Below are 26149 nucleotides of genomic sequence, written 5' to 3' on the forward strand. Positions count from 1 at the left end.
GAAAACCTTGGTAATCGATGCACTAGCTGCCCGTTGGTAACATCTGTAAATGAAAAAACCTGTCAGACCGGTCAGTTTCCGTTGGCCGTAAATACACTCCAAGCCGCTGATAACAAAGGCTATACGCGGTTTTCGGGGCAAACATTGAGCCAAGGGGCGTGTCTGAATCGGACGTATGAAATTTCTTTTCCGGGATGTTTTGCCGCAACGTCTCCTGCTGATGGCTGGAAAATAGCCCGTCGGATCGCTGAATATCCTCATCGAAGGAGCCACTTGCCTCGCGAACGCTCTGAACGATAACGCTCAGAAACTGACTGGGTGTACATCTCGTGTTTGAGGTGTTCACGAAGCAAGCCTGCTCCGGTACTGCACGTGACCTGTCAGGGCGCCTCGGGTTTCAGCTCTTTTTCAATTTTCTGGATTTCCTGCGTGAAGGCCTGATCAAGCAGGCTGGCGCGCTTGCGCCATGGCTTACGCTCGGGCTCTGGTTGAGCTGCATAAGTCGTCACTTCACCACCGTAAACGTCCTTGTAACGTTGCTCCTGACGCTCAAGTTCTGCGCGCAGTTCGTCTTTCGTCACAGTGTTACCTAATTAAGTAGAGTTTGAATCGGGATCAATGGCATGGCCAAGTACGGCGCTAATAAATATGCGCGAATGTAAATTTTCCATGTCACGCCGCAGGCGGTCGCTTCAACTATCGAATCAAAGTTGGTTGGTTCGCGTGCTTTAAAAGCAAGGCAATTATCCACCCTCCGACTACCCTTGCAACGCTGAGTTGGTCAGGAAAGGCGGTTGAAGAGGAGCTTTTTGCCTGCATCTAGACTGTTCTGTAATGCCCATGAACAGTGGCTGCTACTATCGCCCAAGCTGTTCGGCCGCGTCAACGCTCATGTGATAGTCAATACAGGGATGTCCGACGAAAGAATCAAGCGAATTGATGGCGTGCGCTCCTAATGACGTGGCTATAAGTGGCAGTGAATATAGAACGCTCGTTCTGTATTCACTGTCGAAAGTTGCACATCTGAACAAATAGTCACGGCGCTAATTGTGCAGATCGTTCATGCCGGGCGGCTCAAACTGTGGCAAGAATGAACACCCGCTTGAACGGAAACAATGTCTGGCCATTGGCTTCTTGTGGATAGTGCTCATGCACCAGACGCAGATAGTTTTCAATGAAGTGTTTGTTTTCGGCCTGATCCAGAGCCAGTAAAACTGGACGCAGGGCCGACACTTTGACCCAGTCAAAGATAGGGGATTTCCCTTCTACCACCTGCAAGTGTTCGGTTTCCCAAATATCCAGCTCCTGGGTCAGTGGCGCCAACAGTTGGTAATAGCTTTTAAGTGGAAGTACTGTGCGTTCGGCCATGAATTGACGCAGTTGAACAGTGCCTAGCGGTCGGCCATTCGGCCCGCCAGTATTGAGGGTTTCCAGCATTAGCTCGTACCACAACGCATCGCGCCAATTAGGCATGTGCGCCGCCAGACAACCGCCAGGGTTTAACTGGCTTAACAATTGCGGGATCAAGGTTTCATGGTCGCTGATAAAGTGCAGCACCGCAGCGGCAAATAATAAGTCTGCTGGGCGGTGAGCACGCCACTGCTGGACATCGCACTTTTGCCATAACGCCTTGATGGGCAGGTAAGTGGCTTCTTCCAGCATCTCGGCAGAGCTATCGACGCCAGTCAGGTCAGCCATCGGCCAACGTTTGGCCAGCAGTTGCGTCGCAATGCCGGTTCCGCAACCCAAGTCGTAGATCCGTTGAGGGTGTTGCAGGTCAACATGATCCAGCAGCTCAAGCACGGGGCGCTCTCGCAGGCGGGCAAATTGTTGATAGGACGTGGCGTCCCATTGGGTGCTGGCAGTCCGTGCCAGTGAAGTCTGAACCTTGGTAAGCATGAGGTGGTCCTCCCGTGCATTTCAGAGTTGTCTTCCGATGACATTAAGGGTGCGCAATGCCACAGCGCAGCCGCGTCGGGTGTCTTCATGACGCAGCAGTGAAAGTAATTGGCTAAAGGTGGGTGCTTGGGAGTCGGCGGCAGTCTGGGCACTCGCCATGCGTACAGCGTTCCCTAATGACCAACTGACCGACGTGAGTTGCTCAAACAGCAGTGCCAGTTTTTCCACCATGGCCGGGTCCAGCAGGTCCACGACGTCCGACACCAGACTCAAGATATCTACCAGATTGTCCAGGCGACCGCTTTGAACCAGTGGCGTGATTTTGGCCAGTAGGTGTTCCAGATCCAGTGCAGGCTGATGAGTCGAACCCGCCGGGTGGCCCGAGTCGGTTAAAGGTGGCTGTTCAACGGTGTCCATACAGGTGCTCCTCCCGGTGTCGGGTCACAGCATTGCGCGGGCGACAGCCCAATAAATTCCCCGGTTAAATCCGTTTCTAAGTAACCCGCCCAGTTTGGTCGGCGGGGTGGGCAGGACATCGGTTTGGTAGTCGTACCAGAGTGGCATCCCTGCATGGAGGCCCATCTGGGCAATAGCTTGCACTCGGCCGTCATAGACGCTGACGTTGGTGCCAAGACGAATCTTGCCGGTAATGTTGTTGGCGATGACCGGCCCCTGGTTGTGGCAAGCGCCTCCCGCTTTGCTGATGGGTAGATCGACTGTGTCACCGATCACGTAGACGTTGTCGAGGCCGTACACTTCGAGGGTTTCATGGTTGGTCGGCAGCCACCCTTCATTGTTCAGCGCGTGCGATGCGCCGCTGTAGAGCACGGCGTCAACGGCGCGAATAGGCGGCGTGGCCATCAGGATGTCGAACGGTTGTTCGTCGCCTTCCTCGCTATAGGCAATACGGGCGTCGGGATCGACCTTGCTCAATGTAAAACCGCGCTGAAAATGAATGTTCTTTTGCTCAAAGAGATTTGGCAGCACCTCGGCGGTGGGGCGTTGCAGGAATAGACAGTTGCGCATCAGCTGCGCGGTTGTCGGATAGGTGTAGACGATCTCGACTTGATTGCGCACCCCGCGCCGACGCAGGAAGTCGTCGAGCATCAAGGTTGTCTCTACCGGTGCGATTCCGCACTGGTGAGGCACATTGGGGGTATGCGGGAAAGACACGGTAATGAAAATCCGGCCTTTTTTGAGGGTGCTCAACCGTTCTGCCAACTGACGGGCTGGCGCGTATTGATAGAAATGATCGCCAGCTTCCTTGAGTCCTTCAATCCGTTCGGGAGCGGGAATGCAGCCGGTAGCAATCACCAGGTAGTCATAGCCAAAACGCTTTCCACTTGCAGTTTCTAGCATTTGATCGTTGAAGTTGAAGCGGGTGACCTCTTCAACCCGAAAATCAATTTCAGGTCTTAACAAGGAGCGCTCAGCGCGTTTGAGTTCGTCATTGAAAAACAGGTGGAATGCGACGTACAGGAAGGCGGGCTTGTAGTAGTGATCGGGCGAGTTGGAGAGCAACGTCAATTGCACATCGCCGCGGAGTATTTCCGGGTAGAGCTTTGTGACCAGTTGATTGGCCAGTAATGTGCCTCCCACACCACCGCCTACGATGATGATCTTCTGAACCATTGCATGACCTCCGTGGTCGGGTCAGCCAAGCGGTTCGAATCACCTGAATCGCTGGCTGGCCTGTTGTAATAAACACGCATACAAAATCCGGTTATCGATGAAGACTGTATGCGCTGCCGCTGTTTTAGCCAGTGCCGACGGGGCGCAAAAAAACAGATGGATAATTGACTGGTACTTAGTGGCTGCCAATTAGCGTGTCCAACGCGTTACGGGCTAAGCAGTTTTTGCGGGAACAGTACAACGGCTGCAGCAGTGGCTGCGTATATAGAGAGAGGCTTGTGGCCTTAAATGATGGGTTTCATTCGGACGAGTGGGGCGCTTGATTCGCGTGTCCGTGCGTGTGCTTGAAGCGCTCTGTTGCCTAAAACGAACAAACCCGCCATCAGGCGGGTTTGTTATCTAACGGTGCCGTGATCAGGCTTTTGGCGGCTCGGACGAGATCGGGCGGTTTTGCCCGGTCTGTTCGTACCAGCCACCACCCAGCGCCTTGTACAGATTGACCTCGCTGGTCAGCTGCGAAAGACGGTCGCTGATCAATGATTGTTGCGCACTGAACAGCGAGCGTTGGGCATCGAGGAACGTCAGGTTGCTGTCGACCCCGATACGGTAACGGCGTTCGGCTAACCGGTAGTAATCCTGGTTGGCATTCACGAAGTCCGTTTGAGCTTGCAGCTGCTGGCTGTAGGTCTGGCGTGCTGCCAAACCGTCAGACACTTCCTGAAAAGCGGTCTGGATCGCCTTCTCATACTGCGAGACGGTAATGTCCTTCTGGATTTTCGAGTAGTCCAGGCTGGCACGCAAAGCCCCTGCGTTGAAGATCGGCAGGTTGATTTGCGGCGAGAACAGCCAGGTGCCCGAGCCTCCTTTAAACAGCCCCGACAGATCTGGGCTCAAGGTCCCGGCATTGGCCGTAAGGCTGATGCTTGGGAAGAACGCTGCACGGGCAGCGCCGATGTTGGCATTGGCGGCCAACAACTTGTGCTCGGCCTCCAGAATGTCCGGACGGCGTTGCAGCAAGTCAGAAGGCAGGCCGGCGGGTACTTCTGTCAGCAGATCTGCCGCGAGTGGTTTGCTCGCTGGCAGGTCCTGCGGAATGCTCGTGCCGAGCAGCAGTGCCAGGCTGTTCTGATCCTGAGCCACCTGACGCGTGTAGCGCGCCAGTTGCACCTTGGCGTTTTCCACCGAGGTACGCGACTGGCTGACTTCCAGCGCTGAAGCCACACCGACTTCATTGCTGCGCAGGGTGAGCTTGTAGCTCTCGTCAAACGCTCTGAGTGTGTCTTCGGTCAGCTTGAGCAGCTCTTTGTCGGCCTGCCAGGTCAAGTAGGCATTCGCGACACTGGCAACCAGGCTGATCTGCGTAGTGCGACGGGCTTCTTCGGTTGCAAAGTAATTTTGCAGTGCCTGATCGCTCAGGCTGCGGATGCGGCCGAACAGATCCAGCTCATATGCGCTGACCCCAAGGGTCGCCGAGTATTGGCTGGTGATGCCGGACTCGCCGGTTTGCGACAGGCGCGCTGGTGTCCGCTGACGGCTGCCACTGGCATTTGCCGTGACTGCCGGAAACAGATCCGCACGCTGGATGCGGTACTGCGCGGCATACGCATCGATGTTCAGGGCCGCGACACGCAGGTCGCGGTTGTTCACCAGCGCTGTCTGGATCAACTGCTGCAGGGCCGGGTCATGGAAGAACTGACGCCAGCCTTGTTCCGCGGCGGCCTGAGCAGGTGCTTCATTAGGCTTGTAGGCCGGGCCTTGCGGGTACTGCGCTGCTACCGGCGCTTCAGGGCGCTGGTAGTCAGGGATCAGCGAGCAGCCGCCCAGCGTAAACGCTGCTACGGCGACTGCGAGAAGCGACTTGCTCATTGGCCAGCCTCTTGATTTGGAGTTTTAGTCAGGTCCACTTTCTGTTTCGCGTCTTTGTCCTTACCGCTGCCGAAAGACGAAACGGCTACGAAGAAGAGCGGCACCCAGAACACAGCCAGCACAGTTGCAGTGATCATGCCGCCGATCACGCCTGTACCAATGGCGTGCTGGCTGCCCGACCCTGCGCCGGAGGAAATGGCCAGCGGGATAACACCCAGTACGAATGCCAGCGACGTCATGATGATCGGACGCAGACGCATACGGCAGGCTTCAATGGCGGCTTCAGTCAGTGTTCGCCCTTGTTCGTGAAGCTCTTTGGCGAACTCGACGATCAGAATGGCGTTTTTTGAAGCCAGACCGATGGTCGTCAGCAAGCCCACTTGGAAGTACACGTCGTTGGACAGGCCCCGCAGACTGGTGGCCAGCAATGCACCGATGATCCCCAGAGGCACAACCAGCATCACGGCAATCGGAATCGACCAACTTTCGTACAGCGCCGCAAGGCACAGGAAGACCATCAACAAGGAAATGGCGTACAAGGCAGGTGCTTGCGAACCTGACAGACGTTCCTCGTAAGACAAGCCGGTCCAGGAGATGCCCACGCCAGCTGGCAACTTCTTGGCCAGCGCTTCGACTTCAGCCATGGCTTCACCACTGCTGTAGCCGGGTGCCGGAGCACCGAGAATTTCCATCGCCTCTACGCCGTTGTAACGCGAGAGTTTCGGCGCACCGTAGATCCACTTGCCCTTGGCGAATGCCGAGAACGGCACCATGGTCCCTTCATCGTTGCGCACGTACCATTTTTTCAAGTCTTCCGGGTTCATCCGCGAGTCAGCTTCGCCTTGCAGATAGACCTTCTTCACACGACCACGGTCGATGAAGTCGTTGACGTAGCTGGCACCCAGACCGATGGACAAGGTGTTGTTGATGTCGCTCAGGCCTACACCCAGGGCGCGGGCCGCTTCATCATCGATTTCCAGTTGGTACTGAGGCTCATCGTTCAAGCCGTTAGGGCGCACGCCTGCCAGGATTTTGCTCTGCGAAGCCATACCCAAAAACTGGTTACGGGCTTGCATCAGTTTTTCGTGGCCGATACCGGCGCGGTCTTGCAGGTAAACGTCAAAACCGGTGGCGTTACCCAGCTCCATCACCGCGGGCGGGGCAAAAGCGAACACCATCGCATCGCGGAAGGTGGAGAAGTGCGCCTGAGCACGTGCAGCCAGGGCAAACACGCTGTTGTCGGCATCACGCTCGCCCCACGGTTTGAGCATGATGAACGCCAGACCGGAGCTTTGACCGCGGCCCGCAAAGTTAAAGCCGTTTACGGTAAAGACAGAGGATACCGCCGCCGATTCATCGGTCAGTAAGTACTCACGCATACGGTCAATGACCAGTTGAGTGCGTTCTGCAGTCGTGCCGGCCGGGGTTTGCACCTGGGCGAAGAGCACGCCCTGGTCTTCTTCCGGCAGGAACGAAGTCGGAATGCGCGTAAACAGGAACACCATGCCTACGACGATCAACACGTACGCCAGCAAATACGGCGCCTTGTGACGCAAGATGCTGCCCACGCCTTTCTCGTAGCGTTTTACGCCGCTGTCGAAAGTGCGGTTGAACCAGCCGAAGAAGCCGCGCTTGTTTTCGCCATGATCGCCTTTCTTGACCGGCTTGAGCATGGTGGCGCACAAGGCCGGGGTGAAGATCAGGGCAACCAGTACCGACAGCGCCATCGCCGAAACAATAGTGATCGAGAACTGTTTGTAAATCACACCGGTAGAGCCGCTGAAGAACGCCATAGGCAGCAGTACCGCCGACAGCACCAACGCAATACCGACCAGTGCACCCTGGATTTGCTCCATGGACTTTTTGGTGGCTTCTTTGGGCGGCAGCCCTTCTTCGCTCATGACCCGTTCGACGTTTTCCACCACCACGATGGCGTCGTCCACCAGCAAGCCGATGGCCAGTACCATGCCGAACATGGTCAATGTGTTGATACTGAAGCCGGCCGCAGCCAGGATCCCGAATGTACCGAGCAATACCACCGGCACTGTCATCGTGGTGATGATGGTGGCGCGGAAGTTTTGCAGGAACAGGAACATTACCAGGAACACCAGCGCAACTGCTTCAACCAGCGTTTCAACCACACCTTTGATCGAGGCCGATACCACGGGTGTAGTGTCGTACGGGTAAACCACTTTCATGCCAGGCGGGAAAAACGGAGCCAGGTCGTCGATGGTTTTGTGCAGTGCCTTGGCGGTGTCCAGGGCGTTGGCACCGGTCGCCAGCTTAATTGCAAGGCCAGAAGATGGCTTGCCGTTGTACTGTGCGCTGATGCTGTAGTTTTCGCCGCCCAGACCGACTTCGGCAACATCGTGCAGGCGCACTTGCGAGCCGTCGGTGTTGACCTTGAGCAGGATCTTTTTGAACTCTTCGGCTGTTTGCAGGCGCGTTTTGCCGATGATGGTGGCGTTCAGCTCCTGACCTTTGACCGCTGGCAGGCCGCCCAGTTGTCCGGAAGACACCTGTACGTTCTGCGAGGAAATGGCGGACTTAACATCCACCGGGGTCAGGTTGTACTTATTCAGCTTGGCCGGGTCGAGCCAGATACGCATGGCGTACTGGGCACCAAACACCTGAAAGTCACCCACACCTTCGGTACGGGAGATCGGGTCCTGCATGTTGGAGACAATGTAGTTGGACAAGTCATCCTTGTTCATGCTGCCGTCTTCAGACACCACACCGATAACCATCAGGAAGTTTTTCACTGCCTTGGTCACACGGATACCTTGCTGCTGAACTTCTTGAGGCAGCAGCGGGGTCGCCAGGTTGAGCTTGTTCTGCACCTGCACCTGAGCGGTGTCAGGGTCAGTGCCTTGCTCGAAGGTCGCGGTGATGGTCATGCTGCCGTCGGAGTTGCTTTCAGACGACACATAACGCAGGTGGTCAATACCGTTGAGCTGCTGCTCAATCACCTGAACCACGGTGTCCTGTACGGTTTGTGCCGAAGCACCCGGATAGGTCACGGAGATCGAGATTGCCGGTGGCGCAATGCTCGGGTACTGGTTAATTGGCAGTTTCAGTATCGAAAGTGCCCCGACCAACATGATCACCAGGGCGATTACCCAAGCGAAAATCGGACGGTCGATAAAAAATTTCGACATGGTTTACTCCCCTTTACTGCCTGCAGCTTTTTCTGTTGCCGGGGCAGATGCCGGGGTTGTGCCTTGTGGTTTTTCCATGATTTTGACTTCAACGCCAGGCTTGATGAATTGCAGGCCGTCAGTAATCAGGCGGTCGCCCGGGTTCAGGCCTTTCTCGACCAACCAGTCGCTGCCCACGGTGCGGGATGCTTCAAGCACGCGCAACTCAACCTTGTTGTCCGGGCCGACGATCAATGCTGTCGGTTGGCCTTTAAGGTTATGGGTCACGCCCACTTGAGGCGCCAGGATCGCATTGCTGTCGATACCGGCTTCCAATTGTGCGTGCACGAACATGCCCGGCAACAGGATTTCATCAGGGTTCGGGAACACCGCGCGCAAGGTCACGGAACCAGTGGTTTCATCGACCGAGACTTCGCTGAATTCAAGGCGACCTTCACGACCATATTCACTGCCGTCCGGCAGTGTCAGTTTGACCTTGGCGGCGTTTTCGCCGGCTTTCTTGAGGCGGCCATCGGCCAAATCTTTGCGCAGCTCCAGCATTTCAACCGAAGACTGAGTCACGTCGACATAGATCGGGTCAAGTTGGGTGATCACTGCCAGCGCATTCGCCTGACCGCTGGTGACCAATGCACCTTCGGTATACAGCGAGCGGCCGATGCGCCCCGTCAGAGGTGCCAATACCTTGGTGTAACGCAGGTTGACCTGGGCTGTGTTCAGCGTGGCCTCCGCTTCAAGGCGCGCAGCTTCAGCGTTGTCGTATTCCTGACGGCTGACGGCTTGTTCTGCGACCAATTGCTTGTAGCGGTCAGCCAGGGATTTGGCCGATTGTAACGTCGCGCGTGCGCTTAAAACGGCACTTTCATAGATGGCCGGGTCAATTTGATACAGCTGTTGACCGACTTTGACGTCAGAGCCTTCCTTGAACAAACGCTTGAGAATAATCCCGTTTACCTGTGGGCGAACCTCCGCAGAACGGTAAGACGTCGTTCGGCCTGGAAGATCGGTGGTCAAGGTAAAGGGCTGAGCTTTCAGCGTGACAACACCGACCTGAGGGATTTGTGGGGCAGGTGCCGCTTCTTCCTTTTTGCATCCGCTGAGCAGCGATGCAAGGGCGACGGCGGCAACCAGAGCGGTAACAGCTGGCTTGAATTGCATGAAAATCCTCGGGTCAGGCACGCGAAAGCGCACAAGAATAGTGGAAGGGTAAAGAAAGCTGTTCCGGGTGGATAAGTAGCTTGCTAAGGAATATACTTACATTCGTGTCTGTTTGTAAATAGCGGGGTTGTGTCGTTAAAGGCATGCCGCAACCCCTTTCAATGCGTGAAGTGTAGGCCGGGATAAGGCACAACAAACGCCACCCGATATAGGTTTTGAGGGCTTTTCAGAGTCGTCAAGACCACCCTGATTGAGGTTTTTATTGCCATGGTGCGTCGTACCAAAGAAGAAGCTCAGGAAACCCGCAGTGCGATCCTCGAAGCGGCCGAAAGGGCTTTTTATGAGCGAGGCGTTGCGCGCACCACGCTGGCGGATATCGCAACGTTGGCCGGGGTGACCCGAGGCGCGATCTACTGGCACTTCAGCAATAAGGCTGATGTGGTTCAAGCCATGCTGGACAGCTTGCACGAGCCTTTGGATGCGCTGGCCGAGGCCTGTGAGAATCAGGACGAAGTCGACCCGCTTGGCTGCATGCGCATGCTGTTGATCCATTTGTTTCACCAAGTGGCAATTGATCCAAAAACTCGGCGGATTAATGAGATTTTGTTTCATAAGTGCGAATTCACTGACGAAATGTGCGATTTGCGCCGTCAGCGCCAAGTGGCGATGATCGACTGCAATACTCGGATCGAGCTGACCTTGAGCAATGCGATTCATCGACAGCAACTCCCCAAAACACTCGACGTGCGCCGTGCTGCCATTTGTTTTCACGCCTATATCGACGGTCTTCTCGGGCAATGGCTGCTGGTTCCCGACAGTTTTGAGCTTCATAAAGAGGCAGAGTCCTGGGTCGACGTGGGTCTGGATATGTTGCGTCTGAACCCTGGCTTGCGAACATCAGACAAAACCGAATCTGAGTCTAGTTCTCTACAGCCATAAGGTGAGAGAAGATTTTGTCTGTAAGACTTTTAGAACCGCGGCGGTCTTTATATACGTCTAGGCCGTGGGTTTAAAGTTAGCGAGCTACGTATTTTGTAGGTCAATTGTTACCAGTTGGTTAACGGCTGTAGTCCTGAGCGGATTGGTCCGTCAAAGAGTTGTACCAGCGCGACACGCCCTGCATTTATTTCGATGCCATGGTCACTCATGGCTAGAGTTCCCGCGTCGCCTTCCCCTACACTCGGGCAACGCTCTGGCCAAAGGCTGGAGCAGCCAAGATCGGAGGGTCGGCAACAGCCGTTTTCAGCGGTGCCCGCCCTCGACTAAAGCAAGCAGGCCATCGGCGCCAGGCGCGCCGTGGTGAATTCGAGGAATAACAAGTGAATAAGATTTACTCGAGTGCTGAATCCGCCTTGCAGGGGCTCGTCGAAGACGGCATGACCCTGGCCGTGGGGGGGTTTGGACTGTGCGGGATTCCAGAGGCGTTGATCGCTGCATTGCGTGACACCGGCAAGCGCGAACTGACTGTCATCAGCAACAACGCCGGTGTTGACGGGTTTGGCTTGGGCCAGCTGTTGACCACGCGGCAAATCCGCAAAATGATTTCTTCTTACGTAGGCGAAAACAAGGAGTTCGAGCGTCAGTACCTGGCGGGCGAATTGGAGCTTGAGTTCACCCCGCAAGGCACGCTGGCTGAAAAACTCCGTGCCGGTGGTGCAGGCATTCCGGCGTTCTTCACTAAAACCGGCTACGGAACCCTGGTGGCCGAAGGCAAGGAAGCCCGCGAGTTCGATGGCGAGTGGTACGTCATGGAACGCTCATTGCGGGCAGACGTTGCGCTGGTCAAAGCCTGGAAAGCCGATAAATCAGGCAATCTGCTGTTCAATAAGACCGCGCGCAATTTCAATCCGCTGGCGGCGATGGCGGCCAAAGTGTGCGTGGTCGAGGTGGAAGAAATCGTTGAAATTGGCGAAATCGACCCCGATCAGGTTCATTTGCCCGGGATCTACGTGCAGCGGTTGATTCTCAATGCCGCCCCGGAGAAACGCATCGAACAACGCACTGTGCGGAGCGCCTGATCATGGCCTGGACTCGTGAAGAAATGGCGCACCGCGCCGCCCAAGAATTGCAGGATGGTTTTTACGTCAACCTGGGAATCGGTTTGCCGACACTGGTTGCCAACTATATTCCGCAAGGCATGGATGTGTGGCTACAAAGTGAGAACGGTTTGTTAGGTATCGGCCCGTTTCCCACTGAAGATGAAGTCGATGCCGACTTGATCAACGCCGGCAAGCAAACCATCACTACGCTACCTGGTAGCAGCTTCTTTAACAGTGCCGACTCTTTCGCGATGATTCGCGGTGGCCACATCAATCTGTCGATCCTGGGTGCGATGCAAGTGTCCGAGAACGGTGATCTGGCCAACTGGATGATTCCCGGCAAGATGGTCAAGGGCATGGGAGGTGCCATGGATCTGGTGGCTGGGGTAAAGCGCGTGGTGGTGCTGATGGAGCACACTGCCAAAGGCGGGGCCCATAAATTGCTCAAACAGTGCGATTTACCGCTGACCGGTGTGGGTGTAGTGGATCGTATCATCACCGATTTGGGGGTTCTGGATGTCACCGACCAAGGTCTTAAGCTGGTAGAGCTTGCGTCGGGCGTTACCCGTGAGCAATTGCAAGAAGCCACGGGGTGCGACATCGCAGGCTAAACCCTTTGGCCTGCTCGTCAGCGACAAGTCAGGCATGCGCTGCAGTCGCTGACGAGACACGAAGCTGCAACCTGGGATAGCGAGAAAACTGCAAGAAACGCTGAAACGTAAAAAGCCCCGGCTCATATGAGTCGGGGCTTTTTAGTGCAGCGTGAATCAGCGCTCTAGATCAGCGATCTTGCCTTTTTTGCCATCCCACTCGGCAGCGTCAGGCAGAGGGTCTTTACGCTCAGTGATGTTTGGCCAGATTTCCGCCAGCTCGACATTCAACTGAATGAAATTTTCCATACCCGCTGGCACTTCATCTTCCGAGAAGATGGCTTGCGCCGGGCATTCAGGCTCACAAAGCGCGCAGTCAATGCACTCGTCCGGGTGAATCACCAGGAAGTTCGGGCCTTCGTAAAAGCAGTCCACCGGACAGACTTCTACGCAGTCGGTGTACTTGCACTTGATGCAGTTGTCGGTGACGACGAAGGTCATTTCTAATTTTCTCCTCAGGCGGCGGCAGCGAAGCCCTTCCAGGTCGGGTTCGCCAGGTTCGGGAGTGGTATCTATTGACCAGGCTAAAAGGCCAGTAGCAACCCGAACCGCGCGCGATTCTATCGCATGGTTAGATGCGTGTCTTTAATGTGTAGAGCAAATCAAGGGCTTTGCGTGGCGTCATCTCGTCAAGATCAAGCTTGGCAAGGTCGTCCAGCACCGGATGCGCAAGGCTAGCAAACATATCGCTTTGCTGGGGCGCTGATTGTTTGCCAGGAGTCGGGGCAGGCACTTCATGGGGCAGGCTGGTGGTCTCCAGGCGGCTCAAATGCTCGCGGGCGCGGGTGATGACATTCGCCGGAACCCCCGCCAGCTGGGCGACCGCCAGGCCGTAGCTTTGACTCGCGGGGCCGGGTAATACGTGGTGCAAGAAAACAATGCGTTCGTTGTGCTCGGTGGCACTCAAATGCACGTTGGCCACCAGCGGCTCGCTTTCTGGCAGTACTGTCAGTTCGAAATAGTGCGTAGCGAATAGCGTATAGGCGCGTAATTGAGCGAGACGTTCTGCCGCAGCCCAAGCCAGCGACAAACCGTCGAAGGTGCTTGTGCCTCGTCCAACTTCATCCATCAGCACCAAACTGCGCTCAGTGGCGTTGTGCAGAATATTGGCAGTTTCGCTCATTTCCACCATAAAGGTAGAACGGCCACCGGCCAGGTCGTCGCTGGAACCAATGCGCGTGAAAATCCTGTCGACCAGCGACAGTTCGCAGCTGGCGGCGGGCACAAAACTGCCAATGTGCGCCAGCAGCACGATCAATGCGGTTTGCCGCATATAAGTGGATTTACCACCCATGTTCGGCCCGGTAATGACCAGCATGCGTGTGTTGTCATCCAGCGCCAAGTCGTTGGCCACAAAAGGGGTGGTCAATACTTGCTCCACCACCGGATGACGGCCTTGTTGAATACGCATGCACGGTTCTTCAACAAACCGCGGGCAATTGAGGTCGAGGTTCAGTGCGCGCTCGGCCAAGTTGCTCAGCACGTCCAGTTCGGCCAGTGCGGCGGCGGTGTCTTGCAGCGGCGGCAGCTCCCCGATCAAAGTCTCGAGAAGTGCTTCGTAGAGCATTTTTTCGCGAGCCAGCGCCCGGCTTTTGGCTGACAGGGCCTTGTCTTCGAAGGCTTTCAGTTCGGGGGTGATAAACCGCTCGGCACCTTTGAGAGTCTGACGGCGGATGTAATCCGCGGGCGCCTGTTCCGCCTGTTTGCTAGGTAGTTCGATGAAATAACCGTGCACGCGGTTGTAGCCGACCTTGAGGTTGGCCAACCCGGTGCGGGCTTTTTCACGGGCTTCCAGATCAATCAGGAATTGACCGGCGTTTTCACTGAGGGCTTGGAGTTCATCCAGCTCGGCATCGTAGCCGGTTTTCAGCACGCCGCCGTCGCGAATGACCGCAGGCGGATTATCAATAATCGCTTTGTCGAGCAGCGCTGCCAATTCGGGGTACGTGCTGGTGGTAACAGCCAGTTGCTGCAAGTGCGGCGCGTGCAGATCGAGCAAGGCGTCTTGCAGTTCAGGCAGTGCGGCCAGCGCGTCACGCAGACGCGCCAAATCGCGGGGCCTTGCGTTACGCAGGCCGATACGCGCCAGAATGCGCTCCAGATCGCCTATCTCCTTGAGCTGAGGCTGCAGGCGCTCGAAGCGATAGCCGTCCAGCAGGCAAGTAATCGAGGTCTGGCGTGCCAGCAACACCGGCAAATCGCGCAATGGACGATTCAGCCAGCGCGTCAGCAAGCGGCTGCCCATGGACGTCTGACAACGATCGACTACCGATTGCAGTGTGTTGTCGCGGCCGCCCGCAAGGTTGGTGTCCAGCTCAAGATTACGGCGGCTGGCGCCATCCAGCACCACGGTGTCGTCCAGGCGCTCATGACGCAGACTGCGTAAATGGGGCAGGGCAGTGCGTTGGGTCTCCTTGGCGTAGCTGAGCAAGCAACCGGCCGCGCCGATGGCCAAGGTCAGGTTTTCGCAGCCAAAACCCTTGAGATCTTGGGTGGAGAACTGCTGACACAGGCTTTTGAGTGCCGAGTCGCGTTCAAAATCCCACGGTGCACGACGACGAACACCGCGGCGCTTCTCGGCAGGCAGGCCTTGAGGCCAGTCATCCGGGATCATCAGCTCCACCGGATTGATGCGCTCCAGCTCAGCCAGCAGGTTTTCCCAGCCCTTGATTTCCACCACCGAAAAATTGCCGCTGGTGATATCCAGGACGGCCAGTCCAAACAAACGTTCATCGCCTAGCACTGCGGCAATCAAATTGTCACGGCGCTCGTCTAGCAGCGCCTCATCGCTGACAGTTCCCGGCGTGATGATCCGCACCACTTGACGCTCGACCGGCCCTTTGCTGGTGGCTGGGTCGCCAACCTGTTCGCAAATCACCACTGACTCGCCAAGCTTGACCAGTTTGGCCAGATAACCTTCAGCCGCGTGGTAAGGAATGCCGCACATCGGAATCGCCTGCCCCGCCGACTGCCCACGTGCCGTGAGGGTGATGTCCAGCAGCTTGGCGGCCTTCTTCGCATCTTCGTAGAAGATCTCGTAAAAGTCGCCCATGCGATAGAACATCAGCTGATCAGGGTGCTGGTTTTTCAGGCGCCAGTACTGCTGCATCATCGGTGTGTGAGAGGACAGGTCGGAAGTATTTTTACTCATCAGGGCTTAGGCGGATTCATTTATAGAGAGGAGTGAAAAGCGGGTGCCAGGCACAGCTTTATGGCAATGGGCGCAAGGTTAACATGCCAGCGCCTTGCATCTACAGGCATGCTGGGGTCAGTCCGGCGTGTTGCTATAAAGAGAAGAATTAGGATTTGCCAACCGGGTGCTTGCCCAGCAATATTCCGCGCATGCCTAAACGTACTGTTTCAATCGTCCTTAAAGAGTTGCTCGCGCGGCACCACATCAGTGCCATGGCGTTGCACCGCATCACGGGTGTCCCGCAATCCACGTTGTCCAGAATTTTGAGTGGCAAGATTGCCGAACCGTCTGACCGTCATCTTTCAAAAATAGCCGCTTATTTCAATATCAGCACCGACCGTCTGCGCGGTCGTGAGGACCCTGCGCCTTACGCCGAGCCGCTGCATCCGGAGCTGCGTGATATTTGCCTGTGGGATGACGATACCCCCGTGGCTGACGATGAGGTATCGATTCCGTTCTTGCGCCAAGTTGAGCTCGCGGCAGGTTCGGGGCGTTTTGCCATCGAGGAAAGTGAGCGGGCCAAATTGCGTTTTGGGAAGCGCAGCCTGCGCCATAATGGCGTGCAGTTCGATCAAGCGAAATGTGTAACGGTTCGCGGCGACAGTATGCTGCCGGTCCTGCGTGACGGCGCAACAGTTGGGGTCAACGCCGGGAAACGTTCAATGGACGATGTCGTGGATGGCGATCTTTATGCAATCAACCACAATGGCGAGCTTCGGGTAAAACAGCTGTACCGCCTGGCATCAGGTCTGCGTTTGCGCAGCTTTAACCGCGACGAGTATCCGGATGAGGATTATCACTATGCCGACCTTGAGGACGAGCAACTGGTGATTCTCGGTCATGTGTTTTGGTGGGGCATGTACGCCCGTTAGACCTGTTTCCCCGCCAAGGCCTACTGTCAATAGGCCTTTTCTATCCTAAGGATATTTCCTGCCCGTCCAGCGATTCGTGCTGACTCAGATAAGTGAAAACAAGAAATATGCATCAGTGCATTGACTGTATATTCATACAGGCATAGTCTTGGTTTCTGGCTGCAGAGGTCGACCTTACGCAAGGATGTGGTGCGAGAGGAGCGTCAAGTGTTCAGCCTAAAAGTCAGACATTGACGCTTTTCGATAAGGACTCAGGAGTGATGAAGCGATGAATGATCCGCAAGTTTTGTTGGATATGCCGGTGTTGCTGGTCATTCTTCTGGCACTGGTAGGCGGTATTTTTGGAGAAATGTGGCGCGCAGACAAAGAAGGCGCCAGCGGTTGGCCGCTGGTGCGCCGCCTGGCGTTGCGCTCTGGAGCTTGCATGGTGTGCGGTGTCTCGACGTTCATGCTGCTTTATTCGGCAGGCATGTCGGTGTGGGCGGCAGGCGCCTTGGGATGTTTGACCGCGTTGGCGGGTGCAGATGCTGCCATCAGCCTGTATCAGCGTTGGGCCGCAAAGCGTTTGGGGGTTGACGGCTAGCCTTGGCGAGCTGTGTGACATCCACTTCCTGAGGTCATGCCCGGCCCGTGGCGAGCCGAATGTGGGTCGTGTAGCTTAGTGGCCCGAGTGAGCGCTTAAAAGGAGGCGATCGTGGACGAATTAACTCAGCTTGCGGCTGAACTTGGGCGTCAGTTGCAGGTTCTTAATGCGCAGGTCACGACGGCCGAATCATGCACCGGTGGTGCAATTGCAGAAGCCATTACCCGTATCGCAGGCAGTTCGGCCTGGTTTGAAGCCGGGTTTGTGACCTATTCCAATCAGCAGAAAACCAGGCAATTGCAAGTGCCCGAGCCATTATTCGGCCAAGTCGGCGCTGTCAGCCGTGAAGTGGTAGAGGCCATGGCACGTGGCGCACAAGCGCAGAGTGGCGCGCGTTTTTCCGTTGCGGTCAGCGGTGTTGCCGGGCCGGGCGGCGGTTCTCCGGACAAACCGGTAGGCACCGTCTGGTTGGCGTGGGGGGTTGGCAGTGAAGTTTCTGCCGAGTGCAGGCACTTCCCGGGAGATCGCGACGACGTCCGCCGACAAACTGTTAAAGCGGCTCTGGAAGGGTTAATACGCCGAACGGTAAGCGAAATAAAAAATCAGGGGTAGGCGATCCTGAAACCCTGTGGAATAATACTGGCTACTTATACAGTTATCGGCCGCCAGGCCTTATTGATTACGAGAGGACTTTAATGGACGACAACAAGAAGAAAGCCTTGGCTGCGGCCTTGGGTCAGATCGAACGTCAATTCGGCAAAGGCGCCGTGATGCTGATGGGTGATCAGGACCGCCAGGCCATTCCGGCTATCTCTACCGGTTCGCTGGGTCTGGACATCGCGCTGGGCATTGGCGGTCTGCCAAAGGGCCGTATTGTTGAGATCTACGGTCCGGAGTCTTCCGGTAAAACGACCTTGACCCTGTCCGTTATCGCACAAGCTCAAAAAGCGGGCGCCACCTGCGCATTCGTCGATGCCGAGCATGCACTGGACCCTGAGTATGCCGCCAAGCTTGGCGTGAACGTTGACGATCTGCTGGTTTCGCAGCCTGATACCGGCGAACAGGCACTGGAAATCACCGACATGCTGGTGCGCTCCAATGCGGTTGACGTGATCATTATCGACTCCGTGGCGGCACTGACACCTAAAGCAGAAATTGAAGGCGACATGGGCGATACCCACGTGGGTCTGCAAGCCCGCTTGATGTCGCAAGCCCTGCGCAAAATTACCGGCAACATCAAAAACGCCAACTGCCTGGTGATCTTCATCAACCAGATCCGTATGAAAATCGGTGTGATGTTTGGTAGCCCGGAAACCACTACCGGTGGTAACGCCCTGAAGTTCTACGCTTCGGTTCGACTGGACATCCGTCGTACCGGTGCGGTGAAAGAAGGCGACGTGGTAGTCGGTAGCGAAACCCGGGTCAAAGTGGTCAAGAACAAAGTGGCGCCACCCTTCCGCCAGGCAGAATTCCAGATTCTGTATGGCAAGGGTATCTACCTCAATGGCGAGATGATCGAGCTGGGCGTATTGCACGGTTTCGTTGAAAAAGCCGGTGCCTGGTACAGCTACCAGGGCAGCAAAATCGGTCAGGGCAAGGCCAACTCGGCCAAGTTCCTCGATGAGAACCCGGACATCAAGGCCACTCTTGAGAAACAACTGCGGGACAAGCTGCTTGGCCCTAAGACTGAAAGCGAACTGGCTGAAATGAAAGTCATGCCAAAAATGAGCAAGGCGGCCAAGCAAGCGGCTGCGGAGCAGGAAGCGGCCGAGATGGAGCTTGAAAACACCGGTTCGGACGACGACAGCAACTGATTGAGCCATGACAGCTGTTCTGGAAGACCTCACCGCCATTCGGCGATCCGCAATGGACCTGCTCGCCCGCCGCGAGCACGGTCGAGTTGAGCTGACGCGCAAGTTGCGTCAGCGCGGCGCTTGTCCTGAGATGATCGACATCGCCCTCGACCGTTTAACGGAAGAGGGGCTGTTGTCAGAGTCGCGTTACCTCGAAAGCTATATCCGCTATCGCGCCCGTTCCGGTTACGGCCCTTTACGTATTCGTGAAGAGCTTAACCAGCGGGGGTTATCGCGTGGGGATGTGGAAGAAGCATTACGTGAGTCTGAAATCAACTGGCAGGAGCAGCTAAAGGATACGTGGCAGCGAAAGTTTTCAGGGTGCATGCCCGAAGACCTCAAGGAGCGCGCTCGTCAGGGGCGTTTCTTGAGCTATCGCGGCTATTCGCTTGAAATGATTAGCCGACTGCTTAGCGGTCGGGAGTGTGATGATTAGCACGCGTCCCCCCCCCCCTTGCCAGCGACAGATAACAGCTGCTGTCGCTGGCAAAGGCAGTGTTGAGCGGTAAGTCCCCCGGTTCCACTGCATTGCGTTAAATGCAGGTTGTTCCCATCCCTTGGCTACAGTCAGCATTCCGTTGTTCAGCCCAGTTGCGTGACAGGTTTATAAAATCAACCAATTCACGCAGGCGGCCTTGATTGCGGCCACTGAACGCAAAACTTAAACGAGTCAAATGGTTGAAGTCCGGCTCATCGTCAATCTGCTGGTGGAAACCATCGCTCAGGCAAATGTCTGCAAACGCTTGTTGAACTTCATGCAACGCCTCTTCAGTAAGCGGACGTTTCATGCGCACGGCAAATATTTTGTTCAGCCAGCGGGTGGAGTGGAAGTTGTTATAGAACTGATTGATCTCCGCCACGGCTTCTTCAGGGGTGTGAACCAGTCGCATCAGTTTGAGATCGTTGGGCAAGATGTAATGATTGGCTTCGAGATGGTCGCGAACGAAGTCCAGCGCGCTTTGCCAGAAGGTTCCGCCTGGTATGTCCAGCAGCACCACAGGTACAAGCGGCGTCTTTCCCGTTTGAATCAGCGTCAGCACTTCCAGCACTTCATCCAGCGTGCCGAAACCTCCTGGGCACATTACCAGCCCGTCTGCCTCTTTGATGAAGAACAGTTTGCGCGTGAAGAAGAAGTGAAACGCCAGCAGATTGGGCGTGCCGAGAATGGTGGGGTTGGCGCGCTGTTCGAAGGGCAGGGTGATGTTGAAGCCCAGGCTGTGATCAGCGCCTGCGCCTTCATGGGCGGCTGCCATGATGCCAGCACCGCCGCCGGTGATGACCATGAAGTCTGATCGGGCAAGCGTGGCCCCTACTTCTCGGGCTAATGCATACAGCGGATCTTCAATGGGGGTTCGCGCAGAACCAAAGACTGTCACTTTGCGTCGGCCCCGGAACTGCTCCAGTACCCGGAAAGTCTTTTCCAGTTCGCGTATGGCTTGCAGTGTGATTTTGGCATTCCAGCGATTAAGGTCGTCGTGTGCCATGCGCAACACGGTCATCAGCATTTCGCGATAGAGCGCGCGGTTTGGGCTCTCAGGGGCTATCAACTGCAGTTGAGCGTCTACTTGCGCCGCAATTTCAAAGCTCAAGTGCTCAGATTCGAAAGGCTGGGGCTCATGGGATTGATCAGGCATGTACGACTCCTTCAGCACAACATCCTTTGGGCGCTGCGAATGAGACAGCGCAGACACACAGTGTCAAAAGTGATGGCCTGATGATGGTCTTGCACCGCTGAGGCTGGCAACCGCTAATTACTTGAAGCGCATGAAGAATCGTTAAAAACGCAGGGAGTGATCACGCCGTATCGGAGTACGGCGTGCGGGGATACAGTGCTAAACCGTTATTTCTTGCGCTGACAGTTGTCGGCGCCGATGTCCTGAACCAACACGGGCTTGTTGGTTTTATATTCCCTGATGTTGAAACGCATGATTGCCCCCTTGGCCATCAGCTTGCGGAAGCCTGGATTGCTGCAAACACTGCGGCCCAGTTGGGGGATGGCCGCTTCAGGTGCGGAGCGCATCTGGGCTGCGAGGTTCGGACTTGCTTCAAGGTTGTTGATCAGTACCTTGCCTTTAACGGTGAAACCTTTGTCCAGCAAGTCGGCGTTGATTGCCCGTGGTTTGCCTTCGTTATTTTTTTCGGCAACTTTGAGCAGGTTTTTGTTCAGGTTGAATTCTGCAAGAGAGGCCGCTTGTGCGCCCAAAGGCAGTGCGAGCAATAGAGCAACGGTCGGAATGATATAGCGCAGCATGAAACTCTCCTGATTCAGTGACGCAGGCTTTGACCCGCCACAGGTCTATGCGTTCAGTGGCGCGGGAGTATAGGTCAGCCTGCGCTGTCAGGAAATGCCTCACGTCATGGGGCGGCTCCGTCAGGGCATGGCCTCTGTTAGACTGCGCGCCTTTGTTCAGCGAATCGGTTCCTGCGCTCACCCGAGGCGACGGACGATCTGCCCCCCCTAAGTAAAAAACATGACCCTGATGACTTTTTCCCCGAATGCAGTCGCCCGTTTACGAGACGAGCGAGAAGAGGAAAGCACCAAACCCTACTTGTCACGCGGCTCGCGCGCGCCCCGTTGCCATACCTGCCGCGTGATCGCGAGTCATTGCTTGTGCCGTTGGCGACCGCAGGTCAGCACGCGGGCGGGCGTGTGCCTGATCATGACCAAAAAGGAAGTGTTCAAGCCGAGTAATACCGGGTGGTTGATTGCGGATGTGGTGAGCGATAACTATGCCTTCATTTGGTCGCGCACTGACACCGATCCAGGCTTGCTGGCATTACTGTCCGACCCGCAATGGCAACCTTATCTGGTGTTTCCTGGGGAATATGTAGAGCCTGAACGCGTGACCCACAGCGTTAAACTCGACACTGCCAAGCGTCCGTTGTTTATCCTGCTGGATGCTACCTGGACGGAAGCACGCAAGATCTTTCGCAAAAGCCCTTACTTTGATCGGTTGCCGATCCTGAGCCTGTTGCCCGAACGTTTGTCGCGCTACCGGCTGCGCCGCTCTACCCGCAGCGAGCATTTATGCACCGCCGAAGTCGCGAGTCTGTGCCTTGATCTGGCCGGCGACACCCAGGCCTCCACTGCGCTTGACGCTTACTTCGATGTGTTCAGTCAGCACTATCTCGATGCCCGCAATCAGTTGCCGATCAACGAAAGCAGCGCAGCGCATCGTGAGCTGGACGTTTTCTGTAAAAGACCTTCGTCAGAATCGCTCTCAATAGACTAAAGAAGTAGCGCTACAATTTTCGGCAATGACAGGGTGTGTCAAAGAGTCGCGGCCTTGCAGGTATGCTGAATGTCTGACAGGGCTCAAAGACGACATCGGTTTTATCCTTGACCCTCTTGCATTCGCTGGGCATGCTTGGCGCCGATTCGGGCGCTGTTGCTGTTCAAACCCTTATATTTCGCGACGTTTAGCGTAAAACGCGCCCTTTGACGCACTGTGTTGACACTGTTGCTCAAGTTGCCTTAGCGGATACTGGAATGACTCAGTACTCGCCTGAAACGGGATCATTTAAAAAATGGCCACATACGAAATCCTGATTGCCGACGACCATCCCTTGTTCCGCAGCGCCTTGCATCAGGCGGTGACATTGGGGCTGGGACCGGATGTTCGTCTGGTAGAGGTCGCCAGTATTGCCGAGCTGGAAAAACAGCTGGCCATCAAGGCGGATTGGGATCTGGTGCTACTCGATTTGAACATGCCGGGTGCCTACGGGTTTTCCGGGTTGGTACTGTTGCGCGGGCAATACCCGCAAATCCCTGTGGTCATGGTCTCTGCCCAGGAAGATGCGTCGGTGATGGTGCGCTCCCGAGAGTTCGGTGCCAGCGGATTTATTCCGAAGTCCAGCTCTCTGGAACAGATTCAACAAGCCGTGCGCGTGGTGCTGGATGGCGATGTGTCGTGGCCGCCCCAGGCATTTGAAGAGGTTCAAGTGTCTGCTGAAGCCAAAGCGGCCAGCGAAGGGTTAGCCAGTTTGACGCCGCAGCAGTTTCGAGTGCTGACCATGGTCTGTGAAGGTTTGTTGAACAAGCAGATTGCTTATGAGCTGAGCGTGTCGGAAGCGACCATCAAGGCTCACGTGACGGCGATTTTCCGCAAACTGGGGGTACGAACTCGCACCCAGGCGGCGTTGCTTTTGCAACAACTGGAGTCAATTTCGAGCCATTAATCGGCCGCTCTTCACGCTTTTTTGACGATGCGTGATCTAGCGTCCTTTTCTCATTTCTTACGCAGTTACTTATCTATGTCGCCTTTTAAAGGGAAAACCGGTTTTAAACGGATTTTGAACGCTGGCGGCTATTCGCTGGACGGCCTGCGTGCGGCCTTTACCGGCGAAGCAGCGTTTCGTCAGTTGGTGTTGCTCAACGTGGTGCTGATCCCGTTGACGTTTTTCCTGAGTGTCAGTCGGGTAGAGCGCGCGTTATTAATTGCGGTTTGCTTGTTGGCCCTGATTGTTGAGTTGATTAACTCGGCCATCGAAGCGGCGATCGACCGTATCTCCCTCGACTTGCACCCGCTGTCGAAAAACGCCAAAGACATGGGCAGCGCCGCGCAGTTTGTGGTGCTGACCCTGATTGCAGTGGTGTGGGCGGTGATCCTGCTTTAAGCAATATTAGGCAGTACGATCTCGTCGCTGCGGTGTACGCCGGCGGTGAATGCGCGGCACAGGTCCAAAAACTCGCGCATGGCAGAGGTCTGGTACTTCTTTTTATGCCAGATGAAGTAAAACTGCCGCGCAAGGTCCAGTTCGGGGGTTTCAACCGCAACCAAACTGCCACGTCGAAAGGCGTCGCGCAGTGCCAAGCGGGAGATGCAACCAATGCCTAGCCCCGATTCGACGGCGCGCTTGATCGCTTCGGTGTGCTCCAGCTCAAGGCGAATGTTGAGCGCACTTTGGTGATGGCGCATCGCCTGATCGAAGGTGAGGCGTGTGCCGGACCCTTGCTCACGCAGGATCCATGCTTCGCGGGTCAGCTCCTGCAGGGTGGCATGACCCCGGGTAGCCAACGGATGCTGCGGTGCACAAAATACCACCAGTTCATCTTCCACCCAGCTCTGTACTTCGATGTCCGGATGGCTACAGTCGCCTTCAATTAGACCCAGATCAATTTCATAGTGGGTTACTTGCTGCACGATATGCGCCGTGTTTTGTACGATCAGTTTCACTTGGCTCTCGGGATGGGCCTGCATGAAGCTGCCGATCAGCAACGTGGCCAAATAGTTACCAATGGTCAGGGTTGCGCCCACAGTCAGTGAGCCAAAACCGGATTTGCCGTTGAGCAAGTCTTCGATTTCTTTGGCCTGATCCAGCAGCGCGACCGCTTGGGGCAGCAATTGGCGCCCCAACGCGTTGAGGCTCAAGCGCTTGCCGGCGCGGTCGAACAGTTGGCAGCTGGTCTGGCGCTCCAGTTCGGTAATCGAGGTACTGGCAGCCGATTGTGAAAGGGCCAACAAGCCAGCAGCGCGCGACACGCTCTCTTGTTGGGCGACTGTGACGAACACTTGGAGTTGTCTGAGAGTAAATCGCATATCGATATAACCGATAACCCTTATCTTGATAATTCAGTTAACAGATATTGTCCTCGCCATTAGAATGCTATGCAATCGCGCCCATAATCAGCGCAGGCGAAATTAGGAGCCCCGTAGATGAGCAACATGAACCACGAACGTGTCCTCAGTGTTCACCACTGGAACGACACCCTGTTCAGCTTTAAGTGCACCCGCGACCCGGGCCTGCGCTTTGAGAACGGTCAGTTCGTGATGATCGGCCTGATGCAACCCAACGGCCGTCCGCTGATGCGCGCCTATTCGATCGCCAGCCCCAATTGGGAAGAGCATCTGGAATTCTTCAGCATCAAGGTGCCGGATGGCCCGCTGACCTCCCAGTTGCAGCACTTGAAGGAAGGCGATGAGATCATCATCAGCAAAAAGCCTACCGGTACGCTGGTGCTGGACGATTTGAAGCCGGGCAAGCATCTCTACCTGCTGAGCACCGGCACGGGCCTTGCGCCCTTCATGAGTGTGATTCAAGACCCGGAAACCTACGAGCGTTTTGAAAAGGTCATTCTGTGCCACGGTGTGCGCTATGTGAACGAAGTCGCTTACCGCGAATTCATCACCGAGCACTTGCCACAGAACGAGTTTTTCGGTGAGGCAGTACGCGAAAAGTTGATCTACTACCCGACGGTTACTCGCGAGCCGTTTGAAAACCAGGGCCGTCTGACTGACCTGATGCGCAGTGGCAAACTGTTCAGTGACATCGGCCTGCCGCCAATCAATCCGCAGGACGACCGCGCCATGCTGTGCGGCAGCCCGAGCATGCTGGACGAAACCAGTGAAGTGCTGAACAGCTTCGGCCTGACAGTCTCGCCGCGCATGCGCGAGCCGGGTGATTACCTGATCGAGCGCGCCTTCGTCGAGAAGTAACCCGTTTCGTTCAACAAAAAGCCCGCGGGGTCCAAAAGACTGCGCGGGCTTTTTGCTGTCTGGCGCTTAACCGGCGGCAATGACCTCTAGCACACAGATTTTGCCGGGCTCGGGATAGTGCCAGCGCACATCCAGGTCCCAAAACTGTGCACCGTATTCACGTTGCGCTGTTGGCGTCTGGTAAGCCGGACGCGGGTCTTGGGCCAGGCACTGTTCAATCAGTTCCACCAGCGGTTCCTGAAGACGTAGACCATGGGTATGCGCCTGCTGCAGCGCGGTGTCGGTCCAGATCACGGGAATCAGCACCGGCGCAGCACTGGCCATGCAGTTACTGGCGCTGGCGATGATGTCTGCGTATGGGACATAGGGTTTGATATCGAGAATCGGTGTGCCATCAAGCAGGTCGATGCCCGAGATATGCAGCCGGTCAGCTTCGACCTTGTCCAGCTTGACCACGGACTGGCCAATACCATTCGGACGATGCGTAGCGCGGGTCGCGAAGACCCCCATCGAGGTGTTGCCCCCCAGGCGCGGCGGGCGCACCTTGAGTCGTGGCTTATCCTCCAGGGCCTGATGGAACACGAACAGTAACCAGACGTGGCTGACCTGTTCGAGACCTTGTACAGCCTCACCCTGATTGAACGGGGCGACCAGTTCCAGTACGCCACGGGCAGCAGGCGCCAGTTGTGGCTGGCGCGGGATGGCGAATTTCTCCTTGAAGCAGGAGCGCACATAGCCGATGGGGGAAACGCTGTAGGTCATGAAGTTGAAACCCTGGGCAACGGTGACATGGGCTGTTTACACGTCAGTGT

General features: G+C 56.0%; 25 protein-coding genes. 12 read left to right on the forward strand and 13 right to left on the reverse strand.

The annotated features are described in order from the left end of the window. Window positions 1–380: 380 nt before the first annotated feature. The 7 genes from HBN61_RS03625 to HBN61_RS03655 all read right to left on the reverse strand — a co-directional run bounded on the left by HBN61_RS03625 (window position 381) and on the right by HBN61_RS03655 (window position 9710). The gene (locus HBN61_RS03625; RefSeq protein WP_047274113.1) at window positions 381–581 is read right to left on the reverse strand and encodes a hypothetical protein; all 201 of its coding nucleotides are present in this window, start codon (window positions 579–581) and stop codon (window positions 381–383) included. A gap of 493 nt (window positions 582–1074) precedes the next feature. After that, window positions 1075–1899: a methyltransferase domain-containing protein gene (locus HBN61_RS03630; protein ID WP_170046194.1), complete on the reverse strand. Its 825-nt coding sequence runs from the start codon at window positions 1897–1899 to the stop codon at window positions 1075–1077. Window positions 1900–1920: 21 nt separating this feature from the next. Then, window positions 1921–2316, reverse strand: coding sequence for a helical membrane plugin domain-containing protein (locus HBN61_RS03635; protein ID WP_262373472.1), 396 nt, complete (start codon window positions 2314–2316; stop codon window positions 1921–1923). 24 nt (window positions 2317–2340) lie between these two features. After that, window positions 2341–3531 (reverse strand): NAD(P)/FAD-dependent oxidoreductase, encoded by a 1191-nt coding sequence (locus HBN61_RS03640; protein WP_170046195.1) that lies wholly within the window; start codon window positions 3529–3531, stop codon window positions 2341–2343. A gap of 414 nt (window positions 3532–3945) precedes the next feature. After that, a complete protein-coding gene (adeC, locus tag HBN61_RS03645) occupies window positions 3946–5397 on the reverse strand; it encodes an AdeC/AdeK/OprM family multidrug efflux complex outer membrane factor (RefSeq protein ID WP_094993597.1) in 1452 nt (483 codons plus the stop codon). Continuing rightward, a complete protein-coding gene (locus tag HBN61_RS03650) occupies window positions 5394–8555 on the reverse strand; it encodes an efflux RND transporter permease subunit (protein WP_094993596.1) in 3162 nt (1053 codons plus the stop codon). Before HBN61_RS03650 ends, adeC begins: the two co-directional genes overlap by 4 nt. Window positions 8556–8558: 3 nt before the next feature. Further along, window positions 8559–9710, reverse strand: coding sequence for an efflux RND transporter periplasmic adaptor subunit (locus HBN61_RS03655; protein ID WP_094993595.1), 1152 nt, complete (start codon window positions 9708–9710; stop codon window positions 8559–8561). 267 nt (window positions 9711–9977) lie between these two features. Here HBN61_RS03655 and HBN61_RS03660 point away from each other — a divergent pair, with 267 nt between their 5' ends. From HBN61_RS03660 to HBN61_RS03670, 3 genes are all read left to right on the forward strand, one after another. Next, on the forward strand, window positions 9978–10649 hold the full coding sequence (locus HBN61_RS03660) for a TetR family transcriptional regulator (RefSeq protein WP_170046196.1): 672 nt from the start codon (window positions 9978–9980) through the stop codon (window positions 10647–10649). A gap of 380 nt (window positions 10650–11029) precedes the next feature. Then, window positions 11030–11728 carry a 3-oxoacid CoA-transferase subunit A gene (locus HBN61_RS03665; RefSeq protein WP_170046197.1) on the forward strand — a complete coding sequence of 233 codons (699 nt, stop codon included), beginning with the start codon at window positions 11030–11032 and terminating at the stop codon, window positions 11726–11728. A 2-nt stretch (window positions 11729–11730) separates the two neighbouring features. After that, window positions 11731–12360, forward strand: coding sequence for a CoA transferase subunit B (locus HBN61_RS03670; protein WP_094993592.1), 630 nt, complete (start codon window positions 11731–11733; stop codon window positions 12358–12360). A gap of 156 nt (window positions 12361–12516) precedes the next feature. On the opposite strand, the gene fdxA is transcribed toward HBN61_RS03670, so the two are convergent. Both fdxA and mutS read right to left on the reverse strand, forming a co-directional pair. Next, window positions 12517–12840, reverse strand: coding sequence for a ferredoxin FdxA (gene fdxA / locus HBN61_RS03675; RefSeq protein WP_169963280.1), 324 nt, complete (start codon window positions 12838–12840; stop codon window positions 12517–12519). Window positions 12841–12970: 130 nt separating this feature from the next. Further along, complete coding sequence (gene mutS / locus HBN61_RS03680) at window positions 12971–15550, reverse strand: DNA mismatch repair protein MutS (protein WP_170046198.1); 2580 nt, start codon at window positions 15548–15550, stop codon at window positions 12971–12973. 191 nt (window positions 15551–15741) lie between these two features. On the opposite strand from mutS, the gene HBN61_RS03685 reads away from it, so the two are divergent. The 5 genes from HBN61_RS03685 (at window position 15742) to recX (ending at window position 19336) form a co-directional block, all read left to right on the forward strand. After that, window positions 15742–16464: a LexA family transcriptional regulator gene (locus tag HBN61_RS03685; RefSeq protein WP_094995222.1), complete on the forward strand. Its 723-nt coding sequence runs from the start codon at window positions 15742–15744 to the stop codon at window positions 16462–16464. 268 nt (window positions 16465–16732) lie between these two features. Continuing rightward, the gene (locus HBN61_RS03690) at window positions 16733–17047 is read left to right on the forward strand and encodes a phage holin family protein (RefSeq protein ID WP_094995207.1); all 315 of its coding nucleotides are present in this window, start codon (window positions 16733–16735) and stop codon (window positions 17045–17047) included. Window positions 17048–17158: 111 nt separating this feature from the next. Then, window positions 17159–17659: a CinA family protein gene (locus HBN61_RS03695; RefSeq protein ID WP_094995208.1), complete on the forward strand. Its 501-nt coding sequence runs from the start codon at window positions 17159–17161 to the stop codon at window positions 17657–17659. Between the two features lie 83 nt (window positions 17660–17742). Then, window positions 17743–18861 (forward strand): recombinase RecA, encoded by a 1119-nt coding sequence (gene recA, locus HBN61_RS03700; protein WP_047292548.1) that lies wholly within the window; start codon window positions 17743–17745, stop codon window positions 18859–18861. A 7-nt stretch (window positions 18862–18868) separates the two neighbouring features. Further along, window positions 18869–19336 carry a recombination regulator RecX gene (gene recX, locus HBN61_RS03705; RefSeq protein WP_094995209.1) on the forward strand — a complete coding sequence of 156 codons (468 nt, stop codon included), beginning with the start codon at window positions 18869–18871 and terminating at the stop codon, window positions 19334–19336. A gap of 97 nt (window positions 19337–19433) precedes the next feature. On the opposite strand, the gene HBN61_RS03710 is transcribed toward recX, so the two are convergent. Together HBN61_RS03710 and HBN61_RS03715 are read right to left on the reverse strand one after the other, a co-directional pair. Beyond that, window positions 19434–20534 (reverse strand): LOG family protein, encoded by a 1101-nt coding sequence (locus tag HBN61_RS03710; protein ID WP_170046199.1) that lies wholly within the window; start codon window positions 20532–20534, stop codon window positions 19434–19436. Between the two features lie 206 nt (window positions 20535–20740). Beyond that, entirely contained in the window at window positions 20741–21151 is a 411-nt protein-coding gene (locus HBN61_RS03715) for a PA3611 family quorum-sensing-regulated virulence factor (RefSeq protein WP_170046200.1), read from the reverse strand. A 229-nt stretch (window positions 21152–21380) separates the two neighbouring features. On the opposite strand from HBN61_RS03715, the gene HBN61_RS03720 reads away from it, so the two are divergent. From HBN61_RS03720 to HBN61_RS03730, 3 genes are all read left to right on the forward strand, one after another. After that, a complete protein-coding gene (locus HBN61_RS03720) occupies window positions 21381–22133 on the forward strand; it encodes a tRNA-uridine aminocarboxypropyltransferase (RefSeq protein ID WP_170046229.1) in 753 nt (250 codons plus the stop codon). Between the two features lie 295 nt (window positions 22134–22428). After that, window positions 22429–23079 carry a response regulator transcription factor ErdR gene (gene erdR, locus HBN61_RS03725; RefSeq protein WP_094995212.1) on the forward strand — a complete coding sequence of 217 codons (651 nt, stop codon included), beginning with the start codon at window positions 22429–22431 and terminating at the stop codon, window positions 23077–23079. A gap of 75 nt (window positions 23080–23154) precedes the next feature. Then, complete coding sequence (locus HBN61_RS03730; RefSeq protein WP_047274143.1) at window positions 23155–23517, forward strand: diacylglycerol kinase; 363 nt, start codon at window positions 23155–23157, stop codon at window positions 23515–23517. Here HBN61_RS03730 and HBN61_RS03735 read toward each other — a convergent pair. Further along, a complete protein-coding gene (locus HBN61_RS03735) occupies window positions 23514–24440 on the reverse strand; it encodes a LysR family transcriptional regulator (RefSeq protein WP_094995213.1) in 927 nt (308 codons plus the stop codon). The genes HBN61_RS03730 and HBN61_RS03735 overlap by 4 nt on opposite strands. 117 nt (window positions 24441–24557) lie before the next feature. Between HBN61_RS03735 and fpr the strand changes: the two genes are divergently transcribed. Next, window positions 24558–25337, forward strand: coding sequence for a ferredoxin-NADP reductase (gene fpr, locus HBN61_RS03740; protein WP_169963284.1), 780 nt, complete (start codon window positions 24558–24560; stop codon window positions 25335–25337). A gap of 66 nt (window positions 25338–25403) precedes the next feature. On the opposite strand, the gene tsaA is transcribed toward fpr, so the two are convergent. Next, window positions 25404–26099, reverse strand: a complete 696-nt coding sequence (tsaA, locus tag HBN61_RS03745; RefSeq protein ID WP_094995215.1) for a tRNA (N6-threonylcarbamoyladenosine(37)-N6)-methyltransferase TrmO — start codon at window positions 26097–26099, stop codon at window positions 25404–25406. Between the last annotated feature and the right edge of the window lie 50 nt (window positions 26100–26149).

The sequence above is a fragment of the Pseudomonas sp. WS 5071 genome (assembly GCF_012985765.1).
GTDB lineage: Bacteria > Pseudomonadota > Gammaproteobacteria > Pseudomonadales > Pseudomonadaceae > Aquipseudomonas > Aquipseudomonas lundensis_A.

Coding starts and splice junctions, on each gene's coding strand:
- HBN61_RS03630 (WP_170046194.1), bottom strand. CDS start 1,899: ATGCTTACCAAGGTTCAGACTTCACTGGCACGGACTGCCAGCACCCAA.
- fdxA (WP_169963280.1), bottom strand. CDS start 12,840: ATGACCTTCGTCGTCACCGACAACTGCATCAAGTGCAAGTACACCGAC.
- HBN61_RS03710 (WP_170046199.1), bottom strand. CDS start 20,534: ATGCCTGATCAATCCCATGAGCCCCAGCCTTTCGAATCTGAGCACTTG.
- HBN61_RS03690 (WP_094995207.1), top strand. CDS start 16,733: ATGAATGATCCGCAAGTTTTGTTGGATATGCCGGTGTTGCTGGTCATT.
- HBN61_RS03730 (WP_047274143.1), top strand. CDS start 23,155: ATGTCGCCTTTTAAAGGGAAAACCGGTTTTAAACGGATTTTGAACGCT.
- HBN61_RS03720 (WP_170046229.1), top strand. CDS start 21,381: ATGACTTTTTCCCCGAATGCAGTCGCCCGTTTACGAGACGAGCGAGAA.
- HBN61_RS03640 (WP_170046195.1), bottom strand. CDS start 3,531: ATGGTTCAGAAGATCATCATCGTAGGCGGTGGTGTGGGAGGCACATTA.
- HBN61_RS03715 (WP_170046200.1), bottom strand. CDS start 21,151: ATGCTGCGCTATATCATTCCGACCGTTGCTCTATTGCTCGCACTGCCT.
- recA (WP_047292548.1), top strand. CDS start 17,743: ATGGACGACAACAAGAAGAAAGCCTTGGCTGCGGCCTTGGGTCAGATC.
- HBN61_RS03685 (WP_094995222.1), top strand. CDS start 15,742: ATGCCTAAACGTACTGTTTCAATCGTCCTTAAAGAGTTGCTCGCGCGG.
- mutS (WP_170046198.1), bottom strand. CDS start 15,550: ATGAGTAAAAATACTTCCGACCTGTCCTCTCACACACCGATGATGCAG.
- HBN61_RS03735 (WP_094995213.1), bottom strand. CDS start 24,440: ATGCGATTTACTCTCAGACAACTCCAAGTGTTCGTCACAGTCGCCCAA.
- adeC (WP_094993597.1), bottom strand. CDS start 5,397: ATGAGCAAGTCGCTTCTCGCAGTCGCCGTAGCAGCGTTTACGCTGGGC.
- HBN61_RS03655 (WP_094993595.1), bottom strand. CDS start 9,710: ATGCAATTCAAGCCAGCTGTTACCGCTCTGGTTGCCGCCGTCGCCCTT.
- HBN61_RS03635 (WP_262373472.1), bottom strand. CDS start 2,316: ATGGACACCGTTGAACAGCCACCTTTAACCGACTCGGGCCACCCGGCG.
- HBN61_RS03660 (WP_170046196.1), top strand. CDS start 9,978: ATGGTGCGTCGTACCAAAGAAGAAGCTCAGGAAACCCGCAGTGCGATC.
- HBN61_RS03650 (WP_094993596.1), bottom strand. CDS start 8,555: ATGTCGAAATTTTTTATCGACCGTCCGATTTTCGCTTGGGTAATCGCC.
- erdR (WP_094995212.1), top strand. CDS start 22,429: ATGGCCACATACGAAATCCTGATTGCCGACGACCATCCCTTGTTCCGC.
- fpr (WP_169963284.1), top strand. CDS start 24,558: ATGAGCAACATGAACCACGAACGTGTCCTCAGTGTTCACCACTGGAAC.
- recX (WP_094995209.1), top strand. CDS start 18,869: ATGACAGCTGTTCTGGAAGACCTCACCGCCATTCGGCGATCCGCAATG.
- HBN61_RS03670 (WP_094993592.1), top strand. CDS start 11,731: ATGGCCTGGACTCGTGAAGAAATGGCGCACCGCGCCGCCCAAGAATTG.
- tsaA (WP_094995215.1), bottom strand. CDS start 26,099: ATGACCTACAGCGTTTCCCCCATCGGCTATGTGCGCTCCTGCTTCAAG.